This is a genomic window from uncultured Campylobacter sp., from assembly GCF_938015785.1.
Lineage (GTDB): Bacteria > Campylobacterota > Campylobacteria > Campylobacterales > Campylobacteraceae > Campylobacter_B.
Genome location: NZ_CALLWC010000045.1, coordinates 49926 through 75107, shown reverse-complemented (window position 1 = coordinate 75107; position 25182 = coordinate 49926). Strand labels below are relative to the sequence as shown.

The window sequence follows — 25182 nt, the reverse complement described above, 5'->3', positions numbered from 1 at the left end:
TAAATTTAAATTTGCAAATTTGATATTTGGATCTGTTTGATCTGAATTAGCCCTCAGTTAAACCCAAAGAACATAGCAGTCTTTTTATACCACAGCTTGTTAATTGTTCAATCCCCTATACCCTGCCCATGGCAGCTCTGCATATGTTTTTAGCGCCTCAAACTTTCTCATTTTTTTATCCTTTATCAAAAAAATTGTTATTTACTTAAATTTTTATTTATATCTATATTAAAGACCGTAAAAATATAATCCCTTACCTTATTGTAATTTTCTTCATTGAAAGAAAATATATGTATAGAATAAAGTCTCTCGTTATTTCGCCTATAATCAGACCAATGTATCTCTTCTGCGTATTCAAGATTTATTTGAAATTTTGGAAATATTTTCCAAAAATTTTTAAAACTTTTGTTTTCATATCTATAAATTACCAAAAAAACTATAATTTCTAAAAATTCCGCAAACAATAATATAAATATTAAAAGTAATACACCTATTAAAGATATACCAAAAGTTCCTTCAATAAAGCCAATTATGAAAAAACTAACCAAAAATACCTTACTAAAAATACTTGAAAATATCATATCTAAAAACCAGATTGCCTTAAAAGTTGTGTCGTTGTTAAATATTATATCTTCACTGCTAGTTTCTTTAAAATTTTGATCATAATATGCAACTTTTGAATTATAAAAATAGGTATATTTTTTCTTTAAATTTATAATATTAAAACAATCAAATATCAAAAATACAACTATTGCAAAGCCAAATTTTATTATCGTTCGTTTTGTGTCATCAAAATCTAAAATACCGCTTTCAAAATCGTCTAAGAAACTAATGCAAAACCCAGAAGCAGTAATCCAAAATATTAAAATAATCAAATAGTGTAAAATTAAAGGAAAGCCAGAATAATCCCGCAAAACTAGCGGCTCTTTGTCGTAGTCCCTAGTCCTTTCTTTTCTTGGCACAGTGCTGACTTCAAATTTATCCAAATCAAGTTCTTTATAAACGAAATTTCGATGCATTCTATACGAAAGGGGATTAAGATTTTATAAAACGGCGGATGAAATTTTAGTTTTGCCGTCACGACAAACAGGCGGGTTGATCCGTGATTTTTTAGCTTAAAAAAGCGCTTAAAAGTCTCGTGAGCCGAAGCGGAATTTGGACGCAACGGCGGCGTTTTGCTTTGCAATTTGAGTTAAAATTTGATATGATTGTGCGAAATTTCTATTGAACGGTTTTTTAAAATGAATAAATTTATAACCCAAAAAATAGGCGCGCTCGCGGGCTTTAGTGATGAAATTTTAAAAATTTTAGCATCGTTTGAGACGGATGTTTCGGATGTCAGGCTCGCTCTGCAAATTTCAAAAAACACCCCCCTCGCGGATAAAATTTTAGATTTAGCCTTTTGCGGTTTGTCTAAATTTAGCGCCGAAGGGCTCGCGAGGCAAAATTTCGCCGCTACAGATGAGCGGTGCGATCTCCAAGGCGCGGAGATTATAAAGCACGGCTTACAAGATGCCGCAAACGATTGGCTGCAAAACGAGTGCACCTCGAGCGAGCAAAAGGGCTCAGACTTAGCGGGGCGGGGCGATAGTTTTAAATTTAATCATTCAAATGACGCAAACGGCGCGAACTACAGCGACGAGAATTTTAAATTTAACCCCTCGCAGGCCGCGAGCGATACACAGCGGCAAAATCAACACGCCGCTGCGAGAGCTGATTGCACGCTAGGTTCGGGTGTTTCTGCGCAAGCCGAACGAGTGCATGGGCGAGAGCCGATACAAGCGCAGCAGCAAAAACAGGAGCAAGAATGTGGGAGAGCGCAGGAGCAGGGGCGAGAGCAGCCGCCGAAACAGGAGCAGAGCGCCGCGGCGCTAAAGGCGCTAAATTTACAGCGAGCGTTCGAGCTTTACGGGCGCGAGCAGATGCGGGCGTTTTTTCTATTTGCCATATTTGACGCGATGCTAAAGCCGAGTCTACAGGCGTATCGCATCGACCGAGAAAAACTCACGCAGGTCTCGCTGCTGCGAAATCTGCTTATGTTTTCGTGGATCAAATCCTACCCACAGATTGAGCAAAGTATCCTCTCAAGCGTGATTTTAGTGGAGTTCGGGCGGGTTTTTATCGACGAGCAGGTGTGCGCGGCAGGCAAGGCGGAGGAATTTTACCATGCCATCAAGGGCTCGATCTTTCCGCAGGATTTTACCGATGTGGAGATGAAATTTAGCGGCACGAGCCGCGAAAGCGTCTCGCACGCGCTATTTGCGCATTTCGGGCTAGAGCAGATCGCGCAGGACGCGCTGTATTCAAACGCCCCCGACGACGCGCCTTTTGAGAACAAATCCCGCTACGCGATGCTAAAGATCGCCAAAACCGCGGTCAATATCTATCACCACTTTGACGAGCTTAGCATCGACAACGCTTTAAATTTACTAGTCGAGTTCGGCTTCGAGCAGGAGGCGTTTTTAGAGGCTAAAGGCGAAATTTCGATATGAGAGAGTTCCTGCGCGCCTTTAACTCGGGCGTATTTGAAAAGGATCTTAGCGGCGAGCAAAAGGAACTCGCGCGCAACCTCCTAAATATCGGCGCTATCAGCGCGCACAAGGGCAAGCTCTATCTAAATGACGGCTATGTTTTCGGCAGGCTTGACATCGCGCGCGACGGCACGGGCTATCTGCAGAGTTTCGACGACCGCTTCAAGGCAGATCTCATCATCGAAAACAGATATTTAAGCGGCGTACACCTGGGCGATCTGATCCTAGCAAAAATTTTAAGCTCAAGAAAGTCCCGCCTGCACGCAAAAGTGCTGATGTGCGTTAAGCCTGCGTTTTTAACGAGCGTGGTTTATACCAAAAGCTTCGGGCGCGAAATTTTAGGCGTAAACGTCAAAACCGGTCTCGCAAATCCGCTCAAAGCCACGCAAAAATCGCTAAAGCAGCTGCCCGCAAACACCCTTTTAAAGATTGATAATCTAACGAACGAAATTACCGAGGTGATCGGAAACTTAGCCGATCCCTTCGTCGATGAGAAAATTTCTTTAGCGATCTACGATAAAAACGACGAATTTAACGAAGCGTGCAAGCAGCAAGCCGCGAGCTTCGGCAGCGAAGTGGACGGCTCTTTGTATCCGCAGCGCGTGGATTTGCAGCATCTTGCGTTTTGCACTATCGATCCTATCGACGCCAAGGACTTCGACGACGCGATCTATTTTGACGTAAAAGAGCGCACGCTTTACGTCGCGATCGCCGATGTGAGCGAATACGTAAGCGAATACTCGCCGATCGATAAGGAGGCGAAATTTCGCGGCTTTTCGATCTATTTCCCGCACCGCTCCGTGCCGATGCTACCGCGCGAGCTTAGCGAAAACATCTGCTCGCTGATGCCAGATCTTCCGAGGCTGGCCTTCGTTTTTAAAATCGCTTTGGATGAAAATTTAAACCCGCAAAAGCAGGAGCTTTTCGAAGCGATCATAAGATCAAAACGCCGCTATAATTACGACGAGGTCGATGAAATTTTACGCACCCGCAAGGCGTGCGAGCCTGAAATTTTAAGCTGGCTCTTGCCGCTTAATGAAATTTGCGAGCGCCTGCGCCGCGCGAGGCTAAAACGCGGATTTGATTTCCGCACCAAGGAGCTTCGCATCACGCTTGATGAGCGCGGTTTTATAAACTCCACCCGCTTTGAGACCGACACTCCGTCGCACAAGCTCATTGAGGATTGTATGCTACTAGCCAATAAAGCCGCTGCGGCGCGCATCGAGCGGGGCGTTTTTAGAAATCACGGCTCGGCGGAGCTTAAAAAAATTTACGCGCTGCTTGACGATCTGGCGCTGTTCGGCATCGACGCGCCGTATCAGAACAACCTTGCTAAAATGATCGGCGAAATCCAGGCTCAAGCCGATGCCATGGGGATCCGCGAGGAGGTCGATAAGCTCATCATCAAGGCTCAAAAGCGCGCCGAGTACGCATCCGAATCGCGCGGGCATTTCGGGCTCGGATTTGATAACTACACGCACTTTACAAGCCCGATCAGGCGCTATTCCGATCTCATTTTGCACCGATTGCTAAAGGCGCAGATGAGGGGGGATGAGAAATTTTATAATTACCTGCTTTTAAACATCGATGCGACGTGCGCGCGGCTAAACGAGCTAGAGCGTGAGGCGGACAAGGTCGCGTTTGATTTTATGGACCGAAAATTTGCGCGCTGGGCCGCGGAAAATTTGGGCAAAAAATTTCGCTGCTACATCGACGAAAACGGAAATTCCGTCACCGCAAAGCTAGATGACAAGCTAAAGGGGGCTAAAATTTTAGTTTCAAATTTCGCCGGCGACATTTTAACGCCCGTGCTAGTCGAGCTTACGGACGCAAACATCGCTAGCGGAGTGATTTTAGGCAGGGTGGTAAAGAAGATCTGATGTATAGGAAAGAATTTGACGGGCTTATCGCAAGCGGCAGAGTGCCGAATTTCGTGCTTTTGCGCGGCGGAGACGATTTTTCAAACGAGCTTTACGCGCAGCGATTGAAGCAAATTTACGCCTCGGAAAATTTTTTGAGTTTGTATTTTTTGGAGTATGATTTTGAGCAGGCGCGAAGCTTCTTGGAGCCCTCGCTTTTCGGCGGCAGCAACACGCTTCACATCAAAACCGCCTCTCTCATCAAAAAAGAGGAGCTGCGAAGGCTCATCGCGCTGTGTAAGTCGGACGCGAATAACCATCTGATCTACGAGTTAAACGATAGCGAAATTTCGGTGAGTGTGGATTTTATCAAAGAATTTGAACGAAACGAGGTTAGATTTTTCAAACTATCGGGCGTAAACGAAGCCATAGCGCTGCTTGCGCAAAAATGCGAGATGTGCGGGCTTTTTGCAAACACCGCCGCGCTTAGCAGGATCTACGCCATCCACAACGAAAGCCTGAGCCTAAGCGCGAGCGAGATAGAGAAATTCGCAAGTTTAGGGCTTGAGCTTAGCCTGCAAAACGTAAATTTAATGGTTTATGGTCTTAGCGAGGTGAGCTACGACGAGCTTTTTGATAAAATTTTCAGCCTTTGCGACTTTCGCGTAGATTTTTACAAAATGGCTCTGGGCGGCGGATACAACGAGATGGAGCTGATAAATTATTTCTACCGCCTGATTTATAGAATTTTTCGGCTTCATGCTTACGTGAAAATAAACGGCAGATTTGATTTTAAGGCGGTTTTAGGCTATCAGCCGCCACCTTCCGTAGCCGCACAGATGCAGCGCTACGCCACTAGTTTTTCTACGCGGACGTTTTATAAAATTTTCGCTCACTTAAACGATTTGGAATTTGAACTCAAAAGCGAAAAGAATGCGGCAAAGGACGAGCTTTTGCTTGCGTCGTTTTTGAGGTTGCAGCGCATGCTGCTAAGTTCGCTCGGGCAAAAAGCAAATATTAAGTGAAATTTTAGTAACATCTCTTCGCATTTTTTGCAAAATCCTTGCCCGCAGACGCTGTTTGCGAGCTAAAATCCATAAGGAGAATTTATGAGAAACTACGAGGTTTTATTCATTGTTAAGCCCACGCTTACCGACGATGAAGTTAAAACAAAAGTCGATTTCGTCAAAGAAATCATAACCAAAAATGGCGGAGAGATCGCTTCCGTGATCGAAATGGGCGCTAGAAAGCTAGCCTATAAGATCGACAAATATGAGCGCGGAGTTTATTTCGTAATCTATTTTAAAGCCGAGCCGAACTTGATCTCCGAGCTTGTTAGAAATCTGCGCATCAACGAAGATATCATTAGATTTTTAACCGTCAAATATGAGACTAAGCGCGAAATTTCCGCTTGGGACAAGCTAAGCAAAGGTATCAAGCTAGGCCCTGCGAAAAAAGAGCGCGAACCAAAAGCGCCGGTAGAGCCAAAAGAGCCTGAAGAAGCAGCCAAAGAGGGCGAATAAAGGATAAAATATGTTCAATAAAGTAGTTTTGGTAGGTAATTTGACCCGAGATATCGAGCTTAGATATCTGCAAACGGGCACCGCCGTAGGTAAAACCGGCATTGCCGTCACACGCAGATACAGTAGTTCAAACGGCGAGAAACGCGAAGAAACGTGCTTTATAGACATAGATTTTTTCGGTCGTACGGCTGAAATCGCAAACCAATACTTGCGAAAAGGCAGTAAAATTTTGATCGAAGGCCGCTTAAAGCTAGATCAGTGGCAAGATCAGAACGGACAGAACCGAAGCAAGCACTCCATTAGCGTAGATACGATGGAGATGCTAGGAAGCAATCAAGGTGGAAGCGGCGGCTATAATCAAGGCGGCAATTACGAGGGCGGCAATTATGGCGGAAGCTCCGGCGGCTACGGCGGAGGAAATTCTAACTATAGCGGCGGTAATTACGGCGGCGGAAATAGCTATGCTAATAGACAAAACTCAAATTCTAGAGGCGCAAAAAACGATTACAACGCGCCTAAACAAAAAGAGCAGAGTTACGAAAGCACGATTCCGGAAGTCGACGTCGATGCCGATAAATACGATGACGGCAACGACACGATCCCATTTTAATTAAGGAAAAATCATGGCAGATAAGAGAAAATATACTAGGAAGTATTGCAAATTTACGGAAGCAAAGATTGAATTTATCGATTATAAGGATACGGCGCTGCTAAAGCACTGCCTAAGCGAGCGCTTTAAGATCATGCCGCGCCGCTTAACCGGCACCAGCAAAAAATACCAAGAGATGGTAGAAAAGGCTATCAAGCGCGCGCGCCAAGCAGCCCTTATACCTTACATCGTTGATCGCAAAGACGTGGTCACAAATCCATTCGAAAATCTTTAAATTTTAGCGGCGTAGAGCCGCTAAAATTCCCCCTATTTTAAACTCTAAATTTTAAAATTTAAGCCCGCTCTTATATATATAATCCACCTATATTTTTTCAAAGGAGAAATTATGGCAGAGAATGAGCGGGCGGAATATTTGGAATGTCCTTTTTGCGGCAAAGATGACATCAAATACGGTGCGGTCGTATGCGGTGGGTTCCAGGCGGAGATCCATTATGGTAGAGCTTGGGTTAAATTGTTCGTGGGCGGCGCGATACTTATCTTTATCGGTATTTACGGTTTGGTAAAAGGATTCATAGTCGTAAGTGCGGTAATAATAGGCACCGGCGCAGTATGTTTAGTCTCAGCGCGCAAAGATTCCGAGGATCATGAACCGAGATTTGTTAGAGACTTTTAGCATCAATAAAATTTATGCCTTTCAATCTAATTGGAGCGTTTATAAAAAGGATATATCGTGAATAATTTCCTGATAAGCTATTATTTAACAAGTCGCTTGGGCGGCGAGCTCATTATCGGTATTTTAATCATAATAGCGGGGTTTATGTTCGGCATAAATAACATAATCGCTTTTATTATAGGCTGCTTTGTGTTTTTTCTTTCAAAAGAAATTTTAAACGAACTTGCCAAGGACTCGAGCAGCATCATGGTATCAACCTTCGTGCCGTTGATAGGTGCGGCGGCATTGGGCTATTTGGCGGGTGCTTTGAATTATGAAGAGGAGCAGCCAAAAGAGCCTAAGCCCCAGGTACAGGTGCAACAAGCGCAGCAGAATTTGACGCAGCAAGATAAGATCTATTATATTCAGAACAGCTTGATGTTTAAAAGCGCGGCGCTCGACGGTAAATTTGGCAAAAAGACTATGCAAGCAGCGCAGAAATATTCGGGCTCGTCCGCGACCTCGATCGACGAGCTTTATGAGGCGGTCAGGGCTAAAAAAGAGGGCAGAAGATAAAATTTAAATTGCGAGCCAAGCCATCCGCATTAAATTCTTAAATTTACTTGTTTTATATGCGTCTTATCGGGCGTGCTTCAAAACAGATTATGCCGTTTGTAAAATATCTTAAGTCCGCTTGAGGCGTAAATTTTAAAAATGGAGCTTGAGCGTTTTTGAGGTAAGCGGACGAAATAAACTTGCTTGTGCGCGGACTATGTTAAATTTAATAAATTTAGCTGCAAGGCGCGACGGAATTTACGCTGTTTGCGGCTTGCAAGCGGGATAAATTTAAGGGCGCGATCTTATGGGTAAATTTTATGCGCGACCGATTGGGCGCGCGGTTTTCTATAAAAGTTTAAATTTCTTATGCTCAAAGTGGTATTTTTTCTGCGAAATCGCGTTAAATTTAAGGCTATCTATCCTGGAGAAGTTAACGGCGTATTCCTTCAAGCAAGCGAGGATGAAAGAGAAGCGGTAATTGCCATTTTCGTAAAATATCTCGCTCGTTATTATTTCCCCGGGCGCCACGCCTCGTCTTTGATCTGAGCTCATAACGCATTTTAGTTCATAATATCCATTTTGCAAATCTCCGATGTAAAATTTTAAATGCAATTTTTCATTGATTTGTTTTTTGGGTAGCAATAGCGCATCGTTGAAGCTTATGCCCGCAAAAATTCTTTCTAGCGTATGCATATTTTTGTGCAGCCCTGCTAAATACGCCTCGTATCGCCGCTGCCTTAAGGCATATTCGCTATCTTTTATATTGCCCTTGATCCAATCTAAGTCAAAATATAGCACTTCAATCTCTTCGGTTTTAAATTTATCGCTGCCTGTTCGCTACAGCCCCAAGAAGTTCTCATCGTTTTTGATCTTTTCGATGATATCGAGCGTGGCGTAAAACTCGTCGTAGAAATATGGCATCTCGAGCTTGAAAAATTTAAAGCTTAGCCCCTCCAGCACCTTGAGCGAGTGTTTGTTTTTGAGCAGAAATATGAAAAATACCCCGTCTTTTTCTAGCGCGTTGAGGTAGTTTATTTCGCTTATATTGGCGCGTAGGATCTCGGCGTCAAGGATGACGACGTCGGCTACGTAGATGAAGTCGTTTAGGTGCCTCTTCGCGCTCTCCCAGTTGGAGTTTGGCATCACGTCGCAACCAAGCCCGCTCAAAAAATCGCGCAGCTCCTCGAAGATCGCGCGATTCTTATGCGTGATGATGACGTTGTAGTCGTATTTTTTGGCGCTAAAGCTCTGCTGCGCGAAGCAGCTAAGCACGGCATCCATTTTGATAAAGGTTCCGCGCCCGTCGGCTCCAATACTTGGATGCGAACCGAGTGCACGCAAATGGGTCTGCGCCGAAGTAAGATACTCATCATCCGTGCTAGCGGCGCTTTCTAGTGCACTTTTAAGTGCATAGGTGCGCGGATCCTTTAGCTCGCGATCGATGCCTACGCGAACATCGAGCTTGACGGAGCTCATATTCGCTCTAAGTTCCTTGCTACTAAATTCCACGCTTACGCGGATTGGTTCAGCAATATTTTGTAGGAAAAACTCGCACGCATCAAAGACCGCGCTAGTGAGATTTAGCACCTCGCCGCCGTAGATACGCGGCAGCTGCGGCGGGAAGCTAAGATAGAGCGTACTGTCGTATTTCGTGCACTCCTCAAATAAAATTTCGCTTTGAAATTTTAAAATTTTTAAAATATCGATCTGCGCGATATCCTCACGTCTAGGCACGACGGAATCGCTTTCTTTGGCTTTAGGCGCAGCGGAGAAAATTTTGCCGCTTACGGCGGGCTTTTTAGCAAAAAGTTTTCTTGCCGCAAAGCCTGCCGTCGCAGCCAATATTGCTAGCGCGCCTAAAACCACGGCTTTCATAGCACAAGCATCCCATCGCCATAGGAGTAGAAGCGGTATCTTTGCTCCACTGCGATGCGGTAGAGCTCAAGCGTGCGCTCAAGACCGATGAAGCTCGCTACGAGCATTATCAGCGTGGATTTTGGCAGGTGAAAGTTCGTAAGCAAAAAATTCTGTCTTATCGGCGGGTTGCCCGGGTGTAAAAATAGCTCGCAGATTCCGCTGCTTTGCCCGTTACGTGCAAAATTTTCGATCGTTCTCGTAACGGTCGTACCCACGCCTAAAATTTTTCGCTCGCTTTTTAGAATTTGCGCGGTCTGCGGCGGGATAGAGTAGAGCTCACCGTGCATTTTGTGATCGCGCAGATCCGCTACTTCCACGGGCTTGAAGGTGCCTGCGCCCACGTGTAGCGTGATAAAATAAATTTCGTGGTTTTTGCGCAGATCGTTTAGCATCGCATCGTTAAAATGAAGGCTCGCGGTGGGTGCGGCGACGGCGCCTTGCTCGCGCGCAAAGATGCTTTGATACCAGCTCTCGTCCTGCTTGGTATCGGCGCGCTTGATATACGGCGGAAGCGGCACATGGCCGATACGTTCGCAAATTTCAAAAACATCATGGGTGTTTAAAGCTTTGCCGCCCTGCTCAAACTGCACGATGCGAAGCCCGCCTTCCATCAGCTCGCAAACGCGCGCTTCAAGACTGCTTTGAAATTTTAATTCGCTGCCTACTTTGACGCTGCCGCGAATATAGGCGCTAAATTTATTGCCCTCAAGCGGCGAGTTTAGCAGAAGCTCGATCTTGCCGCCGCTGTTTTTGTGACCGAAAAGGCGCGCCTTAATCACCCGCGTGTCGTTAAAAATAATATCGCAGGGCGGCAGAGCGTCTGCCAGATCGCCGAAGCGCGCGTGCGTGATCTGCTCCTTGGCGCGGTCGTATATCAGCAGTCGCGCGCTTTGTTTGGGCATGACAGGAGCGCTTGCGATGAGCTCGCTAGGAAGCTCGTAATCGTAGCTACCAACTAAATTTAGATCCGCCATCTCATGCCTGCGCTACGTCCGTGGAATTTTCGCCTTCGTCATCCTCAGGCTTATACGGATTTACCATTTTGGCGATAAAGATCGAAAGCAGATAAAGCGCAATTAGCGGAGTTGCGAGCATAAACTGACTAAGCACGTCCGGCGGCGTCATGACCGCTGCAAAGATGAAAATAATGACGATTGCGTAGCGGAAAAAATCGCTCAGGCTTTTATTAGTTACAAGCCCGATCTTGGCAAGGAAAAATGTCACCACCGGAAGCTCGAAGCTGATGCCGAATGCGACGACGAGTTTAGCGAAAAAGCCTACATATTCGCCGATTGTAGGCATCGCAGTAAATTGCTTGGCGCCAAAATTTACCAAGAAATTAAACGCGACGGGGATTACGAAAAAATAGCAAAACGCTGCGCCTAAAAAGAACATAACGCTTGCGCCGCTAACGAAGGGGATGACGTATTTTTTCTCATTGTCGTAAAGCCCAGGCGCTACGAAAAGCCACACCTGCCAGAAAATTATCGGCATCGCTAGAAGTAACGAGGTGAAAAACGATACCTTCATCGCAGTAAAAAAGGTCTCGCCAAGCTGGGTAAAGATGATCTCGCTGCCTTTGGGAAGTACGCGCACCAGTGGGCGGGTCATAAAGCCTAAAATATCCTCCCAAAAGCCGAAGCATGCGATAAAAAGGACGATGACGGAAAGCACGCAGATAACTAGGCGCTTACGAAGCTCGGCTAGATGGGGTTTTAGCTCTTCAAACATTAAATTTCTCTCTCATTATGATTTTTGCGTATCGTTATTTTGTGCGGAATTTTGCATAGAATTTTGCGCATCGCCGTTTAAATTTGCGTTCATATTTTGCGCGGCGCTTTTCGCTTCACTGCTTGCATTCGTATTTTGTGCGGAATTTCCCGCGTCGCAGCCCGCGCTCGGCATAGAATTTTTGCTTTCGTTTTCGACGCTAGAATTTTTGCTTTTGTCTCCGGCTACGGAATTCATTGCGCTGTCGGTGGAGCCTTGCGTAGAGTTTGCGGTACCAGCGGAGCCTTGCGCGGAATTTTCGCCGCTCGAATTTGCTTTTAAATTTGCCGTCTCGCTCTGTTTTTGTGCCGAGACTTTCGCGGAGTTTAACGCGTCTTTGGCGGCATCCGAGCTAAGCGTTTCTTTAAGAGAGCTTTCCGCGTCTTTTAGCCCCGCATTTAGCGTCTCTTTGACCGAGTCGATACCGCCTTTGATCTCGTCGAGCTCCTCAAACGTGAGCTTTTTGCGCACGCCCTCGCTTGCTTGCGTGATACTCTCTTTATATTTTTTGGCATCCTCTTTGAGCTCGGCGATGCGAAGCTCCTGATCGAAGCTCGATTTTGCGTCGTTGATGGTTTTTTTGATGACTTTGAAGTATTTCGCGAGCTCGACCAGCACTTTTGGAAGCTTTTCGGGCCCCAGCACGATTATCGCGATGATTAAAATGACCGTAATTTCAGGCATACTGATACCAAACATAAAATTTCCTAACGTAAAAAATGGCGTATTTTAACTAAAATTTCATTAATCTTAAATTTAGCGCCCGCAGTGGCTTTCTTGCGTGATAAAAAGCGCAATCTCGTCGGCGAGCAAAAAGTTGGGATTATAAAATTTACCCTCGGCAAATTTCAGCTTTTTTTCGCGCACGAGCAGCTGTGCGTTGCTTAGCTCTGCAGCGTCTAAAATTTGCGCCTCAAACCCCAAAACGCAGCGCAGCCCGAGAAATATGCGCTCAAGCCTTTTATCCTGCGCGCTTAGAACTTCGCGATGTTTTTGCAGCGGATCTGCGATGTAATCTCGCAAATTTTTAGGCGAGCTAAGGCGCACCTGAGCGCTAGTTCCGACCGCAAATGCCCCAAATCCAGCGTAATCCTCGCCGCGCCAGTAGGCGAGATTGTGCTTGCAGCGCAGTCCGCGCGCGGCAAAATTTGAAATTTCATACTGGCTAAAGCCGCTATCCGCCGCAAGGGCGAAGAGAAATTTAGCTAGAGCCGCGCTTTCCTTTTTAAAGCTTTCGCGCCCGAAAAAGGGCGTGTTTTCCTCAAGGCTTAGCGCATAGGCGCTTAGATGCGGCACTTCGCAGCGCGCTAGCTCATCCATTTCAAATTTTAAATTCCTTTTATCGTCAAATTTGCTCGCGTAGATTAGGTCTAAGTTTATATTATCAAAGCCCGCTGCTTTGGCATTTTGCACCGCGAGAAAAATCTGCTCCGCACTGTGCGCGCGACCGAGGAATTTTAGCTTGGCGTCGTTAAAGCTTTGCGCGCCGAAGCTGATGCGATTTACGCCAAGCTCGCGCATCGCCCTAAGCCAGGCGGGGCTAGCGGAGTTTGGGTTAGCTTCCGAGCTGATTTCGGCTTTGGCGGCAAAATGCGGCGTAAGCAGCGCAAAAATTTCATCGTAAAGTTCCGCATCTACGGCACTTGGCGTGCCTCCGCCGATAAAAAGCGTCGAAATTCGCGCGTGCGGATTTTTCGCCAAAAAATCGCGCACCTCAAGCCGCAGTGCCGAAAAATACTTGCGCACGAGGCTAAATTTGTCGCTGAAGGAGCCAAAGGCGCAATACGGGCATTTGGAGGTGCAAAACGGTACGTGGATGTAGATGTGCAAGGGCGGTCCTATAGGCTAAATTTATGTCGCAAAATTTAGCGAATTAATTTGAAAATTTATATAAATTTTAAGCCTCTTAACGCAAATTTTAATATTTTTAGGTAGAATTTTGAGAAATTTTTTGTGAGAAAACGAGATGGAAAAAGAGAAAAATTACAGACCGAATGTCGCTGCAGTCGTACTTTCGCCCTCGTATCCGTTTAATTGCGAAATTTTGATTGCGCAACGAAGCGACATCAAAGGCGCTTGGCAGTTTCCTCAAGGCGGTATCGACGATGGTGAGACGCCTAAGATGGCGATCCGCAGAGAGCTCGGTGAGGAGATCGGAACAAGCAAAGTCGATATCATCGCTGAGTGCCCAAAGTGGCTTAGCTACGACTTTCCTGATGGGGTAGCTCAAAAGATGCGCCCATACGATGGGCAAATTCAAAGATATTTTTTAGTACGATTGCGAAGCTTAGCCGATATAAACATCAATACTAAACTTCCGGAGTTCGACGCATTTAAATTCGTAGGCGCAAATGAGGTTTTAAGGCACGTAAATCACTTCAAAAAGCCGATTTACGCGACGGTTTTAAAATATTTTAAGGAGGAGGGTTACATTTAATGCTGATCGTTCAAAAATACGGCGGTACGAGCGTCGGCACGCTAGAGCGGATCGAGGCGGTTGCGCAGCGCGTGATAAAAACCAAAAACGAAGGACACGATGTCGCGGTAATCGTCTCTGCGATGAGCGGCGTTACCAATCAGCTCATCGAGCAGGCGGAATTTTTTACGAAAACCCCCGTAGGCAGAGAGATGGATGTGTTGCTAAGTTCGGGTGAGCGCGTTACGAGCGCACTTTTAGCTATCGCGCTAAATGCTAAGGGCTATGCTGCGATCGCGTTTAGCGGGCGAGGCGCGGGCATCGTGACGGATAATTTTCACACCAAAGCTCGCATCGTCTCTATCGATCCAAAAAGTATGCAAGAGGCGCTAAAGCAGGGCAAAATCGTCGTCGTCGCGGGCTTTCAGGGCATTAGTACCGCAGGCGAAGTAACTACGCTCGGGCGAGGCGGAAGCGATCTTAGCGCAGTCGCCGTCGCAGGAGCTCTGAATGCCGACCTGTGCGAAATTTACACCGACGTAGACGGCGTATATACGACCGATCCGCGCATCGAGCCCAAAGCCAAGAAGCTTGATCGCATCAGCTACGACGAGATGCTTGAGCTTGCGAGTTTGGGGGCGAAGGTTTTGCAAAATCGAAGCGTCGAGCTTGCGAAGAAATTAAATGTAAATTTGGTGACGCGAAGCAGTTTTAACGATCATGAAGGAACACTCATAACAGGAGAAGAAAAGATGGAAGATGCGGTAATTAGCGGCATTGCACTGGATAAAAATCAAGCAAGAATTACGATTAGAAACGTAGAGGATCGCCCCGGCGTCGCGGCTGAAATTTTCTCCGCGCTTGCGAGCAAGGAGATCAACGTCGATATGATCGTGCAAAATATCGGACGAAACGGCGAGACGAATTTGGGCTTTACCGTGCCGCAAAATGAGCTGCAGACTGCTTATGCGGTAATGAAAGAGGTAAATCCAAATCCGAATTCTATCATCGAATCGGACGCCGATATCGTGAAGGTTTCTTTGGTTGGAGTGGGTATGAAAAGCCACAGCGGCATAGCCAGCAAGGCGTTTAAGACGCTCGCGGACGAAGGGATAAATATCCAGATGATCTCCACGAGCGAGATTAAAATTTCGATGATCGTAGAGGCTAAATACGGCGAGCTCGCCGTGCGCGCGCTGCATAAAGCCTACGATTTGGATAAATAATGCAGGATCTGCACACTTGGAGCGTCACGGCGATGCGCTCCGAGCCCGGACTCGAGTGGCTCGAGAATCGCAAGGAGGACTGGACTCCGCTTTTGGCTTCAAAGCTTAAATTCCTCCACGACGGCTTTGCTTTCATCGTCATCTGCGACGATGAGCGAAGCTGGTTTAGCGAATACATCATCAAAAAGATCAACTCCTCGACCAACTCCCGCCCGCTGCTGCCGTTTTTTTCGCTGCGTTCGCTTTATCGCGGCGGCGTAAATAGCCTGGAGGACGCGCTGCTGCTAAACGATATGTTAAGCCTCGCGTTTGCCAACGGCTTTATATATTTTTACATCGGCAACGGCAACCATCCGCTAGCTAAAATCGCCAAAAGTCACGAGGACAGCTATCTGTGGCTCATCGACGAGAGGCTGCAAAATAGCTTTTACATGAGCGAGAGCGATCCGAGCCTGGATCTCAAACTAATCCAGCTTTTTAAAATTTTAGACAAAAGCATCGACGCCGTGCTTTTTGACGAAGTGGTGCTTTGAAAATCATAAATCAGATCGTTTTAACAGGCGATTATGAGGGCTTTAAAGATAAAATTTTAGCCGAAATTCCGCGCAAAAATTTAAGGTTTTTTGAAAGCACTGAACTTAAGATCGACGAGGCGCGAAAGATCATCGATGAAGCCTACGTCGCCGAGCTCGAGGATAAGATCATCGTTATCGCCGCTACGAAATTCGGCGAGGAGGCGCAAAACGCTCTGCTTAAAATTTTAGAGGAGCCGCCCAAAAATACCGTGTTTTTCCTGATCACCCCCTTCATCAACGCCCTGCTGCCTACTATCCGCTCGCGCCTCGTGGTGCAAAACCTCTGTGTGCGAAAGCCCAGATATCGCACCGGGCTAAATTTAGCCAGGCTCAGCCTAAAGGAAGCGGTGGAGTTTATCGACGCGCAGATCGCGCTGGAGCGCAAGGGCGAGCTGGACAAAACGGCGCTAAAAGCGCTCATCGGCGAGATCGCGTTAGAGTGCTTCGAAGCAGGCGTCAGTCTAAGCGGCGATGAGCTGCAGCGGATTGACCGCTTAAGTTACCTCGCCGAGCACAACGCCAAAGCCCATGCCGTACTTACTCCGTTACTGTTAATGATCGAGGAGAAAAGATGAAAATTTATAAAATTTCAAACGAAGCCGATTTCGCGCTGATTTGCGAGCGCATCGGCGTACGAAATGCGGGGCGGGCGATAATGCAGAAAAAATCGCGCCTAAACTTTTTCTATCTAAAAGATCTGCGCGCGCCCGCGGCGAATATTTTAAAACAGGATGCCCTTAGCATCGACGCTGAGCTTGCGTGCAACGAAGGGGTGATCTTGGGGCGCGACAATACGGACGCGGTTTTGATCGCAAACGACCGCCAGATTGAAGCTTTGGCGCAAAAGGAAGCTCTGCAGGATTTCGGGCTAAAAGAGCTCGCGAAATTTCTAAGCGAGAAATTTACTAAGCCGCAAAGCTGCGAAATAATGGGCGTAGTAAACATCAACTCCGATAGCTTTAACCCCGCAAGCCGTGCGGCAAGCTTAAAAGAGGCGACCAATAAGATCGAAAAGATGATTGAGCAGGGCGCCGCTATCATCGACATCGGCGGCGTGAGCTCGCGCCCTGGCAGCCGGTACTGCGGCAGGGGTGAGGAGTTTGCGCGCATAAAGGACGTGCTGAACGAAATTTATCGCCTGCGTCTGCATGAAAAGGCTAAATTTAGCCTCGATAGCTTTGATGAGTATTGTTTGGAATTTGCGCTAGATCGGGGCTTTAGCATCATCAACGACATCAGCGCAAACCTCGCTCTTGCCCCGCTTGCGCTTCGCTACGACGCCGCTTACGTACTGATGCACATGCAAGGAAAGCCGCAAAATATGCAGCTTGCGCCCAAATATGACGATCTGATGGGCGAGATCGATGAGTTTTTTGCGCAGAATTTGCAGCAGCTGCAAAGCGCGGGGCTTAAAAAGATCATCCTTGACGTGGGCATCGGCTTTGGCAAAACCGCCGAGCAAAATTTGGTGCTGATTAAAAATTTGCAGCATTTCTTGCACTTCGGCTGCCCGCTGCTTGTAGGTGCAAGCAGAAAGAGCGTTATCGATTTTTACAGCCCCTCCGCGGTCGCGGATAGGCTCGCAGGCTCGCTGTACCTGCACCAGGTCGCCGCTTTAAACGGCGCCGCGATCATCCGCACGCATGACGTTTTCGAACACGTTCAAATGCTGCGGCTAATGCGCGCGATGGATCGGATTCTGCTATAGTAAAATTTCAAAAAACTTATCGGAATTCTGCGAAATTCTATGGGATTTTCTTGAAATTTCATGGCCTTGCAGGATGTTGATTAAATCCGCTTTTATAGAATCTTAAAATTTGTCCTAGTCAATCTTTATAATTTTTATAAATTTTGCAAAAGAGCTTTTGCGGAATTTTATCCACATTTTATTTCGCGCCTAAGCTTTTGCGTGCTTGTTTACCTAAATTTTAAAAATTTATAAAATTTCGCTCTATTTATGCGATCCGTCAAGCAGCGAAGTAAAAAGGGATAAATTCTAGCGACGATTGTACGGATTATTTGCTGCGCGAGCCGAGTTATTTCATTTTTGGGCGAAACGAGCGCTTTACGTCAAAGCCCTTGCTAGTGATTTTTATATCATTCGGTATCGTGCCCGCCGGAGCGGAGGCGTCCTTTTTGGCGGATAAAAACTCGACTAGGCTTTGCCAGACAAAGTCGGCATCTAGATAAAACCCCATCGCGTTAAGCTGCGGATTTATCGCTGCGGTGTGAATGCTTTGCGTGAGCTTAAAAAATACGATTGGGGCGCTCAAAATTTCATCTTTGCTTATAATTTTATCGTCGCGAACAATATTTTTTAGCGTCGTTTTGCGGTCGTCCTCTAACGCCACGAGCTGCAAAATTTCCTCGCGCGTAGCCTGCTTGCCGATCATCTTGCTTAGCCATGAGACGATATGGGCACGAAATCCATCGCTAAAGCTCAAAGTTCTGTCATTCTGATACTGCCTTCTTAGCTCCGTCTCGTCAAACTCTAGACTTGTGTAAATTTTACTCTGAGAGGCGAAAATATGGACTAAATTTTTGCCGATGAAAATCACGGAGTGAAGCAGGCGCGGCAGTTTATTTACGTCAGTTTTGCTCCAGTTTATAAATTTACCGCGGATAAAGCGGTACCCGCTAAGCTTTCTTTCAAAGACCTTTTTATCGCCCTCATCAAGCCTCCATAGCTCGTCCGCACCTACTAGAGTAGAGTTTCTGCGGTCATAGACCAAAGTCTCGTCAAGTCCGTATTTTGACACCATAAAATCGTAATTATCTTTAAATTTCGAGATAATTTTCATGTTCGTCCCTTAAAATTTTATCTTTCCTAAGCTTCTTAATCGGCGCGCTTTGTACTGAAACCGAAGCAAAATTTTATCATCGTAAATTCGCACTGCGAACCTCGCAAATTTTACTAAAATTTACTGCTAAATCGCCAAAATTTATATCGCAAGCTCACGGCTCGCTCAATTTTACCGCGTGTCGGCGAAATGGCAAAACCGAACGAAAAGCGTGCGGCGCGGCAAATTTTAAATTTATTTTACGCGGCGGCATAGAATTTTAAAATTTATTTTCTGCGATGGCGCAAAATCTCAAATTTATCTGCCGCAAAAACAGAGGCCGCTACCGCTTAAAGTCGTGGATTTCTATATTCGCACCGTATTTTTTGCAAAGCTCGCTTACTTTTTCTTTTAGCCTCTCCTCGTCATAGCAGATGAGATCGATGTATGCGTGCCTCTGCCCGGTTGCGCCGCCGATTATCTCTAGAAATGAGCTGCAGCTTTCTAGCTCCTCGTCCTCGATCTTGTTTCTCAGATCAAAGCCCGCCTGCATGTCGCCGCCGTTACCTATGCTAAGAAAGCAAAATTTGATGCCGAGCTCGAAGGCTTCGTTATAGATGTCGCGTTCGCCGTTTAGATATTGATTTACGATGGCCGTTAGGCAGGTGGTGCCTACGATCACGTCCTCGCGTACCTCGCTACCGCGCGGCTCCATCTCGTAGCTGAAAAAATTCTTTAGCGGTTCGCGCGCGGCTTTTTCGCCGAATTTCTCATCGACCAGATCGGCAAATTCGCTTAGCGGCACGCCGTTTTCCTGCGGCTGGGCCAGCACCTCGAGCTCGCCTAGCGTATTTATGATCGCCGTTTCGCCGATCATATTGTCAAGCAGGATAAAGCTAAGGTTATAGGCCTTGCCCTCGTCCTGCGCGAGCAGAGCCGCTAAATTTGCATTGTAAATTTTGATATCCACGTCGCTTTCGTTAAACTGCGCGTAGATCATCGACTCCTCGGCGTTTACGCTCGTGTCATACATCTCGATCCCGCCGATACCTCGCGGCGCGCGCGGCTTTCCGAGCGTGCAGAGCATCTTGGATTCAAGCTGCCTAGGCATAGCGTTTTTGATAAAGCTTAGCCAAAATAATCGGTGCCTCATGCCCTCGGGAGTTAGCACCAGATCGAGCTTATCGCCCGCAAGCCCCGTCATAAAATAAGGCTCGGCAAGGCAGATGCGAAGCTTTTCGTCGGTCTTTTGCATCGCCTTTTCAAACTCCTTCGCCGCCAAATCGGCCTTGATCTCGTCTACCATGCCGCTAAATTCCGCCCAAAATTTATCCACTCTGCCCGCGAACGTGCTCGGCTCCTGCGATTTCTCAGCCTTTTTGCTCAAACTGAATAGCCCCATAATCTCTCCTTTAATTAAATTTAAACGCAATTATAGCTTAATTTTTGCAGACGCGGAACGCAAGCCGTAAGACCGCCCTGCTCTTCTGCGCTCCGCTATACGGCTCGTGCGGTGAAATTTTACCCGCCATTTTAATCAGGCAAATGAAAGTAAATTTAAAATACAATACGAATCTCAACTAAATTTAAGGAGGGCAAATGGGACTATTTAAAAAACTATTCGGCGGCGATGACGCGTGCTCGAAAGATAGCGATAGCAAAGGCGCGCAGGATGAAAACGCCGCGGCAAAAGACGCAAAAGAGAGCTAGTCCGTGTTTTACGCGAACGGCGAAGATGAGGCGATGCTAAAAGCATTCGAGCAGGCGCGAAAGAGCTTTCGCTACTTCTGGCGCGAGCTGTACTGGGAGCGCCTCCGCATCGTCCCTGCGCTTAGCTTTGCCTGCGTCAAGGTCGCCTTTTCGCAAGAGCTAAACGGCAGCACCGAGGTCGAGCATATGTGGGTAAACGACGTGTATTTTGACGGCGAGCGCGTTTGCGGCGTGCTCGTAAACGACCCGAACGTGCTAAGCAACGTCAAAAACGGCGAGCAAGTCTCGGTGCCGCTAGAGCAGATCAGCGACTGGATGTTTGCGATAGAGGGCAAGACCTACGGCGGTTTTAGCGTGCAGGCGATGCGCAAAGCTATGAGCCAGAGCGAGCGCGCCGAACACGATGAGGCATGGGGGTTAAATTTCGGCGATCCTGACGTCGTGTTGGTGGCGTACGAGCAGCAGGAGCATCCGCAAAATTTAACCGAGCACCCGATGAGCGTCAATACGAAGAAAAATTTCGAGGAGTTTTTGCGCGGGTATCCAGACGAGATCACGCGCACGGACGATGAGGGCTACACGATGCTGCACCACGAGGCGATCGCGGGCAATCTGACGAGAGTTGAGCTTTTGCTTGCTAAGGGTGCGGATAAAAACGCTAAAAATATCCACGGCAAAACCGCGCTCGATTATGCTAGAGTGCTCGGCTGGGATCACGTCGCGGAGGCGCTTAGTAAGTAGGCGACGCAAATTTCTCGCTTGAAATTTAGCTTTTGCCATTTGTGAAATTTAGTGGCAAGTCTATGGCGATAAATTAGGCTGCGTGCGAGATGAAAATTTTATTATCGCTAGATGTGCCGAATACCGTTGCGGGCATTGTTTAAATTTCGCCGCTTGTAAATCCGTTTGTCGCCGAATACGTCCGATATAGCACGGCGGGCTTATTTAAAATTTGAAACTTTTAAAATTTAGGCTCGCTAGATTTATATATTTGGTTACAGTGCGAACTGCTTTGATAAAATTTCATTAGCCAAATTCAGTTATTGCGCGAAACGCCGGCGAGGTTAAATTTTATGGCTTGTAAATTTAACTAGCGCCTATTCTTTTTGCCGAGGCCAAATAGCCCATAAGCTCCGTCTTGATTAAATTTAAAGAACACGACGCCGATTTTTGCGCGGGCGCGGGGCGCAAATTTTAAAAGCCTACCCTCACGTGCACTGAAAGCAGCCGCCCAAAACCTCGCATTTCTCGCAGATCTGCACGTATATGATCCCCTCGCCCTGCACCAGCTCGCCGAATGGGATCTGCGCTAGATGCTTCATCGTCCCGCCGCAGCTAGGGCAGCTCAGATACGCGGCGTCCTGCACCCACTGCGGATAGCCGCCCACGGTCGTATCAAGCTCGCTAAAGCAGCCGTAAAAAGGCGAAACCTCGCCGCTTAGCTTAAATTTCATACCGCTCAGCCGCGCCATATCCTGCTGAGAAAAGTAGCTTTTCTCCATCCCTTCGCCCTCGCAGCGCATCTGCAGTTCGCCGTCCGCGCCGCATTTGCAAAAATACATTACCGAACCGACGCAGGTCGGGCAGCAGCGAAAGATCGCGTCGCGCTTTAAATTTAAAAACGCAAGCCGCGGCTCATCGGCCTTAAGACGCAGCATATCGAGCATCTCGCAGCCGCAAAACTCGCACTTTTGCCCCGTAGGTTTGCCGATTTGTACGGGCTCATCCGCGTTTTGGTTTGCGCCTTCGTAGCGGGCGTCCTTTGCATTTTCGCTTAAATTTAAACTGCCACTAGCGTCTTTTTGCGCGTCTGATTTGAAATTCGCGCGTTCGTTCTGCAAGATCGCGTCTTCGTCCATGCTTGCGTGAGCACTTTGCGCGCCCGCGTGTAAATTTGAAGTTTTATCCACGCCGTTTTGCGCGTTTTGTTCGTAATTTTCGCCGCCCGCGCCGCCTTTGAAATTTGAAATTTCGTTTGCGTTTTCATCTCCGCGCCCGTTCGCGCAGCCACCGTTTTTCTCCGCGCCGTCTCTCGCGCGCACTACCGCGAGGCACTTATCAAAAACGAGCGATTTTCGCTCGCCCCTCTGATCAAAGCTCCAACCGCCGATTTGCGCGTAAATTTCAGTGCCTGCGTAGAGCTTTTGGCGCCACGGCCTCGGGTTTTGATACAGCTCGTAAAAAAGCTGCATCGTCTGCTCGTCGCCCTGCCACGCAAGCGAGCGCAGAAGGTGATTTAGCGCGTTTTTGGAGTTATCTTGTAGCGAGTCTAGTTTGGCTATGAGCGAGTCTCTTACGTCCTTAGGCGCGCCGAAGTAGATTTCAGGCGGATAGTAGATCTGCTTCGCTGCCGCAGCTCGCGCGATCCTTGGATCGTGGATATCCAGCAGGCTAAAAAGCGCCCAAAAATCGTTACAAATCTCATCCCATTTTTCGATCTCATCGATTCGGTCTGCGATTTTTAGGATCATCGCCTCCACTTCGCCCGCGCCTAGGTTTAAAATCTCCTCTCGCCTCTGCTTTTGGCGGCACGAGTGGCAGATGCCGTCGAAATAGATCGTGTTTTCTCCGCATTTTGGGCATAGATGGGCTTTGCTTTGCATTTTATCTCCTTAAATTTGGATTTAAATTTCGTCAAATTTTAGCTAAATTTTACTGTTTTATGGCGATCAAGCGCGGTTTAGAATTTAATGTCGCATTGAATTCGAGGCTTTAATACACCTAAAATGCGTCATTTACAAATGGAATTCAAGCTGAAAGAGATGTGAATTTTAAATTACAATAGAAGTAGGGTGGGTTTGCGAGATCAAGTGAAATTCATCTTCGAAAAGATAAATTCCACTTTTATGCTCTTAGGCGCAAATCACTTTTCAATGTGATGTTTGACTAGATACTCGATGATATTTACCGCATTATCGATGCCGCAATACGACGTGTCGATGCAGATATTGTAGTTGGCGGATGCGCCCCAGACTTGGTTGGTGTAGTATTGATGAAAACTCATCCTGCCTGCGTCGCTGTTTTCCATATACTCTCGCGCGTCGGTGTGACCCTCTTTTTCCAATCTAGCGAGCTTAAACTCATCGCTCGCGCGTAAAAATACCGTCAGCAGATCCGGATGTCCGCGCAAGAAAAACCCGGCGCAGCGCCCAAGCACTATAACGTTGCCGCCCGAGACGATCTTCTCGTAGATTGCTACGATGCGATCGCGCTTTTGCTCATTGGCTAGCTCGTTGTGCGATATTGCCTGAAGTAGCGTATTTACGGGCATTTCGTTGTAGAACTCATACATCTGCTCGAAGCAGCCAAGCTCGTCTGCTTTGCGGAGCAGATCCGCCTTGGCTAGATAGGTGTAGCCTAAGCGCTCGGCTAGTTTGCGCGCGGTTTCGCGCCCGCCTGCGCCCGTTTGTCTAGCGATCGAGATTATCATATTTTCTCCTTAGATGAAATGTGCAAATATACCGGCGCCGATGACGGTAAGAAGCCCCGTAACCGCCATCGCTAAAGACGCCATCGCGCCCTCTACGTCACCGATCTCAAGAGCGCGTGCCGTTCCCATCGCGTGGCTCGCGCAGCCTAGGGCGATACCTTTTGCCATCGCCTTTTTGATGCCAAAAATTTTAAGTAGCGCCTCGCCAAATACGCTGCCGATGATGCCCGTAGCGATGATGCAGGCTACCGTTAGTGTCACGATGCCGCCTAAGCTTTCGCTGATACCCATACCGATCGGTGCCGTGACGGATTTCGGTAGTAGCGTGACATACATTGTGTGATTTAGCCCAAATATCACCGACATCGCGTAGATGCTGCCTAGTCCTGCGATCATACCCGAAATCAGTCCTGCAAAAATAGCTAAAAAATTACTTCGCAAAAGCGCCAGCTGCTCGTATAGCGGCACGGCTAGACAGACGGTGATCGGCGTTAAGAAAAAGCTAATGTGCGAGGCGCTGGCGTTAAATTTCTCATACGGAATTTTAAAAACCAAAAGCACGCAGACGGTAAGCACGATACCGATTAGAAGCGGGTTGAAAATCGTTAGCTTAAAGCGCTTTTTTAGATAAAGTCCCAGCTCAAACGAGCCTAGGCACAAAAACACGCCGAAAAAAGCGGAGTTCATTAAAATTTCTCTCATTTTTTGTCGTCTCCGGATAAAATTTCGCGCTCCAGCTTCGCATCCACGCCCTTTGTATTCACGCCGTCTTGTTCGTGCGCGGCTGCGTAGAGCCTGCGCTTAACGCGGGCGAGGGCAATTTTATAAAAAATTTGCGTTACCGCGCCACTTGCACCCATGACTACTACCGTAGAGACTGCTGTAATCGCGATGATTGCGAAAAGATGCTGGCGTAGCGCGTCGCCTGCGATGATGATCGCAGCGCCCGCCGGGATGAAGATCACAGGCATAATCTGCATAAAAAACGACACGGTTTCTCTGATCTGCGATACTTTGATGAGTTTGAAGATCAGGGCTAAAAGCATAATGACTAGCCCGTAGATGCTAGCGGGGATCGGCACAGGCACGAGCGCCGCCAAAATCTCCGCAACAAAAGATATTCCTAAAATCACACTAAATTGGATTAAGTAGTTCAAAGTTTACCTCGGATTAAAATTTAGGGCTAAATTTAGCACTTTGCAGTTAAAATAGATATTAATCTTGCTAGGTTTGGGCGAAATTTTGCGGCAAAATTTACTTAAGCAAGCTCTGTAGCTAGGCTGTAGGTAGAATTTTGCGATTTATCGTAACGCTAAATTTAGCCTTGCGGCACGGATAAAATTCGGCTACGACTACTCAATCAAGCGTCTCGCCTAGCTCAATTTTGACGCCTAGAACCTTGCAGACTAGATCAAAAATTTCAATATCGACGTTGGGCGCGTATTCGTCCAAGACCGTGTAAACTTCGGCGCGCATATCCTCGTCATGGCCCGGGTGCGAGCGCGAATACAGCTCGTCCGTGCGGCGCACGAGCGCGAGGTTATCGATATCTCGCTCGCGCATCGCCTGTTTGAGCCGTTTTGAAATCTGCCATTTGAAACTTTGCATTTTCCATCCTTTAAATT

At 47.2% G+C, this 25182-nt stretch carries 27 protein-coding genes and 1 pseudogene; 14 read left to right on the top strand and 14 right to left on the bottom strand.

Annotated elements, in window-relative coordinates; genetic code table 11:
* Positions 1–197: 197 nt before the first annotated feature.
* On the bottom strand, positions 198–986 hold the full coding sequence (locus Q0393_RS06955; protein WP_298978984.1) for a hypothetical protein: 789 nt from the start codon (positions 984–986) through the stop codon (positions 198–200).
* A 255-nt stretch (positions 987–1241) separates the two neighbouring features.
* Between Q0393_RS06955 and Q0393_RS06950 the strand changes: the two genes are divergently transcribed.
* From Q0393_RS06950 to Q0393_RS06915, 8 genes are all read left to right on the top strand, one after another.
* Positions 1242–2492, top strand: a complete 1251-nt coding sequence (locus tag Q0393_RS06950; RefSeq protein WP_298978982.1) for a hypothetical protein — start codon at positions 1242–1244, stop codon at positions 2490–2492.
* Positions 2489–4411 (top strand): ribonuclease R family protein, encoded by a 1923-nt coding sequence (locus Q0393_RS06945; RefSeq protein WP_298978980.1) that lies wholly within the window; start codon positions 2489–2491, stop codon positions 4409–4411. Before Q0393_RS06950 ends, Q0393_RS06945 begins: the two co-directional genes overlap by 4 nt.
* Complete coding sequence (locus Q0393_RS06940; protein WP_298978978.1) at positions 4411–5415, top strand: DNA polymerase III subunit delta; 1005 nt, start codon at positions 4411–4413, stop codon at positions 5413–5415. Before Q0393_RS06945 ends, Q0393_RS06940 begins: the two co-directional genes overlap by 1 nt.
* Positions 5416–5499: 84 nt before the next feature.
* Positions 5500–5913 carry a 30S ribosomal protein S6 gene (gene rpsF / locus Q0393_RS06935; protein ID WP_298978976.1) on the top strand — a complete coding sequence of 138 codons (414 nt, stop codon included), beginning with the start codon at positions 5500–5502 and terminating at the stop codon, positions 5911–5913.
* Between the two features lie 10 nt (positions 5914–5923).
* Complete coding sequence (locus Q0393_RS06930; protein WP_298978974.1) at positions 5924–6523, top strand: single-stranded DNA-binding protein; 600 nt, start codon at positions 5924–5926, stop codon at positions 6521–6523.
* A gap of 13 nt (positions 6524–6536) precedes the next feature.
* Positions 6537–6797, top strand: coding sequence for a 30S ribosomal protein S18 (gene rpsR / locus Q0393_RS06925; protein WP_291937950.1), 261 nt, complete (start codon positions 6537–6539; stop codon positions 6795–6797).
* Between the two features lie 111 nt (positions 6798–6908).
* On the top strand, positions 6909–7196 hold the full coding sequence (locus Q0393_RS06920; protein ID WP_298978971.1) for a hypothetical protein: 288 nt from the start codon (positions 6909–6911) through the stop codon (positions 7194–7196).
* 57 nt (positions 7197–7253) lie between these two features.
* Positions 7254–7751, top strand: coding sequence for a hypothetical protein (locus Q0393_RS06915; protein WP_298978969.1), 498 nt, complete (start codon positions 7254–7256; stop codon positions 7749–7751).
* 327 nt (positions 7752–8078) lie between these two features.
* Here Q0393_RS06915 and Q0393_RS06910 read toward each other — a convergent pair whose 3' ends face one another.
* The 6 genes and pseudogenes from Q0393_RS06910 to hemW form a co-directional block, all read right to left on the bottom strand.
* Positions 8079–8531, bottom strand: a complete 453-nt coding sequence (locus tag Q0393_RS06910; RefSeq protein WP_298978968.1) for a hypothetical protein — start codon at positions 8529–8531, stop codon at positions 8079–8081.
* Positions 8532–8570: 39 nt separating this feature from the next.
* On the bottom strand, positions 8571–9608 hold the full coding sequence (locus Q0393_RS06905; RefSeq protein ID WP_298978965.1) for a hypothetical protein: 1038 nt from the start codon (positions 9606–9608) through the stop codon (positions 8571–8573).
* Entirely contained in the window at positions 9605–10624 is a 1020-nt protein-coding gene (queA, locus tag Q0393_RS06900; RefSeq protein WP_298978963.1) for a tRNA preQ1(34) S-adenosylmethionine ribosyltransferase-isomerase QueA, read from the bottom strand. The genes Q0393_RS06905 and queA overlap by 4 nt, the downstream gene beginning before the upstream one ends.
* A gap of 1 nt (position 10625) precedes the next feature.
* Positions 10626–11381 carry a twin-arginine translocase subunit TatC gene (gene tatC / locus Q0393_RS06895; protein WP_298978961.1) on the bottom strand — a complete coding sequence of 252 codons (756 nt, stop codon included), beginning with the start codon at positions 11379–11381 and terminating at the stop codon, positions 10626–10628.
* A gap of 468 nt (positions 11382–11849) precedes the next feature.
* Positions 11850–12119: pseudogene (gene tatB, locus Q0393_RS06890) on the bottom strand (Sec-independent protein translocase protein TatB); the annotation flags it as partial.
* A 57-nt stretch (positions 12120–12176) separates the two neighbouring features.
* Positions 12177–13250: a radical SAM family heme chaperone HemW gene (gene hemW / locus Q0393_RS06885; RefSeq protein ID WP_298978959.1), complete on the bottom strand. Its 1074-nt coding sequence runs from the start codon at positions 13248–13250 to the stop codon at positions 12177–12179.
* 136 nt (positions 13251–13386) lie between these two features.
* Between hemW and Q0393_RS06880 the strand changes: the two genes are divergently transcribed.
* The 5 genes from Q0393_RS06880 to folP are packed head-to-tail and all read left to right on the top strand — an operon-like array spanning position 13387 to position 17345.
* Complete coding sequence (locus Q0393_RS06880; RefSeq protein WP_298978957.1) at positions 13387–13857, top strand: RNA pyrophosphohydrolase; 471 nt, start codon at positions 13387–13389, stop codon at positions 13855–13857.
* Positions 13857–15062, top strand: coding sequence for an aspartate kinase (locus Q0393_RS06875; RefSeq protein WP_295151394.1), 1206 nt, complete (start codon positions 13857–13859; stop codon positions 15060–15062). The genes Q0393_RS06880 and Q0393_RS06875 overlap by 1 nt, the downstream gene beginning before the upstream one ends.
* Positions 15062–15595 carry a HobA family DNA replication regulator gene (locus tag Q0393_RS06870; RefSeq protein WP_298705165.1) on the top strand — a complete coding sequence of 178 codons (534 nt, stop codon included), beginning with the start codon at positions 15062–15064 and terminating at the stop codon, positions 15593–15595. Before Q0393_RS06875 ends, Q0393_RS06870 begins: the two co-directional genes overlap by 1 nt.
* Positions 15592–16212: a DNA polymerase III subunit delta' gene (locus Q0393_RS06865; protein ID WP_298978955.1), complete on the top strand. Its 621-nt coding sequence runs from the start codon at positions 15592–15594 to the stop codon at positions 16210–16212. The genes Q0393_RS06870 and Q0393_RS06865 overlap by 4 nt, the downstream gene beginning before the upstream one ends.
* Positions 16209–17345 (top strand): dihydropteroate synthase, encoded by a 1137-nt coding sequence (folP, locus tag Q0393_RS06860; protein WP_298978954.1) that lies wholly within the window; start codon positions 16209–16211, stop codon positions 17343–17345. Before Q0393_RS06865 ends, folP begins: the two co-directional genes overlap by 4 nt.
* Positions 17346–17673: 328 nt before the next feature.
* Here folP and Q0393_RS06855 read toward each other — a convergent pair whose 3' ends face one another.
* Both Q0393_RS06855 and Q0393_RS06850 read right to left on the bottom strand, forming a co-directional pair.
* On the bottom strand, positions 17674–18438 hold the full coding sequence (locus tag Q0393_RS06855) for a hypothetical protein (RefSeq protein ID WP_298978952.1): 765 nt from the start codon (positions 18436–18438) through the stop codon (positions 17674–17676).
* Between the two features lie 322 nt (positions 18439–18760).
* Positions 18761–19819 carry a hypothetical protein gene (locus tag Q0393_RS06850; protein ID WP_298978950.1) on the bottom strand — a complete coding sequence of 353 codons (1059 nt, stop codon included), beginning with the start codon at positions 19817–19819 and terminating at the stop codon, positions 18761–18763.
* A 311-nt stretch (positions 19820–20130) separates the two neighbouring features.
* Here Q0393_RS06850 and Q0393_RS06845 point away from each other — a divergent pair, with 311 nt between their 5' ends.
* Complete coding sequence (locus Q0393_RS06845; RefSeq protein WP_298978947.1) at positions 20131–20868, top strand: DUF2314 domain-containing protein; 738 nt, start codon at positions 20131–20133, stop codon at positions 20866–20868.
* A 467-nt stretch (positions 20869–21335) separates the two neighbouring features.
* On the opposite strand, the gene Q0393_RS06840 is transcribed toward Q0393_RS06845, so the two are convergent.
* From Q0393_RS06840 to Q0393_RS06820, 5 genes are all read right to left on the bottom strand, one after another.
* Positions 21336–22730, bottom strand: coding sequence for a cytochrome C (locus Q0393_RS06840; RefSeq protein ID WP_298978945.1), 1395 nt, complete (start codon positions 22728–22730; stop codon positions 21336–21338).
* Positions 22731–22990: 260 nt separating this feature from the next.
* Positions 22991–23557 (bottom strand): AAA family ATPase, encoded by a 567-nt coding sequence (locus Q0393_RS06835; protein ID WP_005873246.1) that lies wholly within the window; start codon positions 23555–23557, stop codon positions 22991–22993.
* A 9-nt stretch (positions 23558–23566) separates the two neighbouring features.
* Positions 23567–24259, bottom strand: a complete 693-nt coding sequence (locus tag Q0393_RS06830) for an LrgB family protein (RefSeq protein WP_298978944.1) — start codon at positions 24257–24259, stop codon at positions 23567–23569.
* Positions 24256–24714 carry a CidA/LrgA family protein gene (locus tag Q0393_RS06825; RefSeq protein ID WP_298978942.1) on the bottom strand — a complete coding sequence of 153 codons (459 nt, stop codon included), beginning with the start codon at positions 24712–24714 and terminating at the stop codon, positions 24256–24258. The genes Q0393_RS06830 and Q0393_RS06825 overlap by 4 nt, the downstream gene beginning before the upstream one ends.
* 199 nt (positions 24715–24913) lie before the next feature.
* On the bottom strand, positions 24914–25165 hold the full coding sequence (locus tag Q0393_RS06820; RefSeq protein WP_298978940.1) for a hypothetical protein: 252 nt from the start codon (positions 25163–25165) through the stop codon (positions 24914–24916).
* Positions 25166–25182 lie beyond the last annotated feature (17 nt).

Coding starts and splice junctions, on each gene's coding strand:
- Q0393_RS06950 (WP_298978982.1), top strand. CDS start 1,242: ATGAATAAATTTATAACCCAAAAAATAGGCGCGCTCGCGGGCTTTAGT.
- Q0393_RS06945 (WP_298978980.1), top strand. CDS start 2,489: ATGAGAGAGTTCCTGCGCGCCTTTAACTCGGGCGTATTTGAAAAGGAT.
- Q0393_RS06940 (WP_298978978.1), top strand. CDS start 4,411: ATGTATAGGAAAGAATTTGACGGGCTTATCGCAAGCGGCAGAGTGCCG.
- rpsF (WP_298978976.1), top strand. CDS start 5,500: ATGAGAAACTACGAGGTTTTATTCATTGTTAAGCCCACGCTTACCGAC.
- Q0393_RS06930 (WP_298978974.1), top strand. CDS start 5,924: ATGTTCAATAAAGTAGTTTTGGTAGGTAATTTGACCCGAGATATCGAG.
- rpsR (WP_291937950.1), top strand. CDS start 6,537: ATGGCAGATAAGAGAAAATATACTAGGAAGTATTGCAAATTTACGGAA.
- Q0393_RS06920 (WP_298978971.1), top strand. CDS start 6,909: ATGGCAGAGAATGAGCGGGCGGAATATTTGGAATGTCCTTTTTGCGGC.
- Q0393_RS06905 (WP_298978965.1), bottom strand. CDS start 9,608: ATGAAAGCCGTGGTTTTAGGCGCGCTAGCAATATTGGCTGCGACGGCA.
- queA (WP_298978963.1), bottom strand. CDS start 10,624: ATGGCGGATCTAAATTTAGTTGGTAGCTACGATTACGAGCTTCCTAGC.
- tatC (WP_298978961.1), bottom strand. CDS start 11,381: ATGTTTGAAGAGCTAAAACCCCATCTAGCCGAGCTTCGTAAGCGCCTA.
- Q0393_RS06880 (WP_298978957.1), top strand. CDS start 13,387: ATGGAAAAAGAGAAAAATTACAGACCGAATGTCGCTGCAGTCGTACTT.
- Q0393_RS06875 (WP_295151394.1), top strand. CDS start 13,857: ATGCTGATCGTTCAAAAATACGGCGGTACGAGCGTCGGCACGCTAGAG.
- Q0393_RS06870 (WP_298705165.1), top strand. CDS start 15,062: ATGCAGGATCTGCACACTTGGAGCGTCACGGCGATGCGCTCCGAGCCC.
- folP (WP_298978954.1), top strand. CDS start 16,209: ATGAAAATTTATAAAATTTCAAACGAAGCCGATTTCGCGCTGATTTGC.
- Q0393_RS06855 (WP_298978952.1), bottom strand. CDS start 18,438: ATGAAAATTATCTCGAAATTTAAAGATAATTACGATTTTATGGTGTCA.
- Q0393_RS06850 (WP_298978950.1), bottom strand. CDS start 19,819: ATGGGGCTATTCAGTTTGAGCAAAAAGGCTGAGAAATCGCAGGAGCCG.
- Q0393_RS06840 (WP_298978945.1), bottom strand. CDS start 22,730: ATGCAAAGCAAAGCCCATCTATGCCCAAAATGCGGAGAAAACACGATC.
- Q0393_RS06835 (WP_005873246.1), bottom strand. CDS start 23,557: ATGATAATCTCGATCGCTAGACAAACGGGCGCAGGCGGGCGCGAAACC.
- Q0393_RS06830 (WP_298978944.1), bottom strand. CDS start 24,259: ATGAGAGAAATTTTAATGAACTCCGCTTTTTTCGGCGTGTTTTTGTGC.
- Q0393_RS06820 (WP_298978940.1), bottom strand. CDS start 25,165: ATGCAAAGTTTCAAATGGCAGATTTCAAAACGGCTCAAACAGGCGATG.